The sequence below is a fragment of the Okeania sp. SIO2B9 genome (assembly GCF_010672505.1).
Taxonomy (GTDB): Bacteria; Cyanobacteriota; Cyanobacteriia; order Cyanobacteriales; family Microcoleaceae; genus Okeania; species Okeania hirsuta.
In genome coordinates, this window is the sequence record NZ_JAAHGK010001142.1 from 1 (window position 1) to 2,474 (window position 2,474).

Below are 2,474 nucleotides of genomic sequence, written 5' to 3' on the forward strand. Positions count from 1 at the left end.
ATTTTGACAAGTACTTTTGGATTTTTTTTATTCAGTCAGGAGTCAATATCCAGAAGTCAGAAGTCAATATCCAGAAGTCAGGAGTTAGAATAAATGGGAACTACAGAGGAGCTAGGAGTCAGGAGTTAGGATAAATGGGAATTGATAGAGGAGGTAGGAGAAAAAATTGTCCCTCAAAAGTAAGAATTAAAGTAAATCAAAAGTCATAATTTAAGCAATGAGATGACTGGAGGTACTGTCAACGAAGTCAGAAGTCAGAAGTTAGAAGTCAGAAGTTAGATAGAGGGGAGCCATCGGTAGGGCGACGTACAGAAGTTGTTTTTGTAATGTGGGGATTTTATCTTGCCTCCAAAAACATTTCGCCGGAAAAGGGGGGGTTGCGCGACCCAATTATTTTGATAAAGAATAACTGATAATACCAATTTTAAATAACAATGTTACAAATGGTTTCAAACTGCATAGGTAAATAATTTCCTGAAATTACTTTAGGGTAAAAGTTTTGAGGCTATAAACCGATTAAATCTTACTTTTGACTTTTGACTTTTGACTTGGATGAAACGGTATGACTTTTATCTCTTTTAACTACGCTCTATTCCTATTAATAGTGTTGGGACTTTATTGGTTAATGCCACGACAGTCTTGGCGAGTGTTTGTCCTCTTGGTTGCTAGTTTATTTTTCTACGCCACTATTCAACCTCAATATATTCTACTACTATTAATAATTACTCTATTGAATTTTTACCTTGCTCAAGCTATTGGGGAACCAAAAGATTGGCGTATTGCCAATAAACAATGGAATCGCCATCGTTTGCTATTATTGTGGTTAGGTATAATCTGCAATATATTACTTTTATTAAGTTTCAAATATATACCTTTTTTATTAAATAGTATTGGCATTCTCTACAATATACCTAATATTTTAGAAACTTCTAATTGGGTTGAGAGTAATGTAATTGCACCATTAGGTTTAAGCTTTTTTTGTTTTGAATGTCTTGCTTATTTAATTGATGTTTATCGAGGCGCTCCTTCAGCTTTTTCTTTATTAGAATTTACATCTTATAAGTTATTTTTTCCGAAACTTATTTCTGGTCCGATAACTCGTTATCATTATCTACAAAATCAGCTAGGAATGGTTGGGAAAAAAACTACTCAAGCTTTAGTAAAAACTCCAGCTTTAAAATTACCAACTTTGGAGCAAATAACTGAAGGAATTTGGTTAATTGCGACTGGTGCAGTAAAAAAAGCTTTAATAGCTGATAATTTAGGAATTTTTGTAGACCTGAGTTTTAGTAATTTACAACGTGCTGGAAGTGGCGATCTATGGTTAGCAACAATTGCTTATGGATTACAACTTTATCTTGATTTTACTGCTTATGTTGATATTGCCCGTGGTAGTGCTTTTTTAATGGGTTTAAGTTTGCCACAAAATTTTGATTTTCCTTATTTCAGTACAAGTATTGCAGAATTTTGGCGAAGGTGGCATACAACTTTGGGAGATTGGTTGAGAAACTATTTATATTTTCCTTTGGGAGGTTCAAGGGTAGGTTTATTTCGGACTTGTTTGAATTTGTTAATTGTGATGTTAATTGCTGGTATTTGGCATGGTGCTGCTTGGGGATTTATTGTTTGGGGAATTTTGCATGGTTTGGCATTAGTAGTTCATCGGTTAATAGAGGCAATTTCTCAACATTTTAAAGTTACAAAACTATGGGAAAGTTTGCCAGGAATTTTAATCAGTTGGTTGTTAACTCAGAGTATGGTTTTTGGTGCTTGGATATTTTTCCGACTGCCGAATTTAAGGGATTCTTTTTGGGTGTTTTCTCACTGGTGGAATTATGATGCTGATGTTCAATTTGTGGATAAAGTTTATTTGGAGGCGATGGGTTTAGAAAGGTTACAGTTGGTGTGGTTAATTTGTGGAGTTTTAGTGGCAATGGCGATTAATTATTGGTTTCATCGTGGTCTGAAGTTACAGTTAAATTGGCAGTTGAAAGTTTTGTTAGTGCCTGTATTTTTGTTTGTTGTTTGGTTGCTGGCGCCGGAGGGTTTGCCTTATATTTATTTTGATTTTTAAAGAAGGAAGAGGGAAGAGGGAAGAAGGAAGAAGAAAGAAGAAAGAGGGAGGAGGTAAGAAGGAAGAGGGAAGAAGGAAGAGGGAATAAAAGGAAGAAATAAGAAGGAAGAGGGAATAAATATTGAATAAAAATGATACAGTAGTTTCCGAAGTTATGAAGTACAACTAAATGAAGTGAATGTTTTTTTCCGAATAATTAATAATTAGGGCTTACTGATTAAATTTAAAAGCATTGATAGATAAAGGTTTTAGCCTTTTTTTGTCGAAAAAAGTACAAGCTTTTCGGTCTAAAAAGCTCAAAAAGTTAGTATTTTAGGGCAATAGTTGGGCCGAAAAATCAAGGGGTAACTCTTCCTCCTACCTCCTCTATAATTCCCATTTATCCTGACTCCTGACTCCT

Annotated in this window: 1 protein-coding gene; it reads left to right on the forward strand. The window is 34.5% G+C overall.

Features of this window, described 5'->3' with window-relative positions:
• Window positions 1-562: 562 nt before the first annotated feature.
• Window positions 563-2,074 carry an MBOAT family protein gene (locus F6K13_RS28240; RefSeq protein WP_287289166.1) on the forward strand — a complete coding sequence of 504 codons (1,512 nt, stop codon included), beginning with the start codon at window positions 563-565 and terminating at the stop codon, window positions 2,072-2,074.
• Window positions 2,075-2,474: the final 400 nt, after the last annotated feature.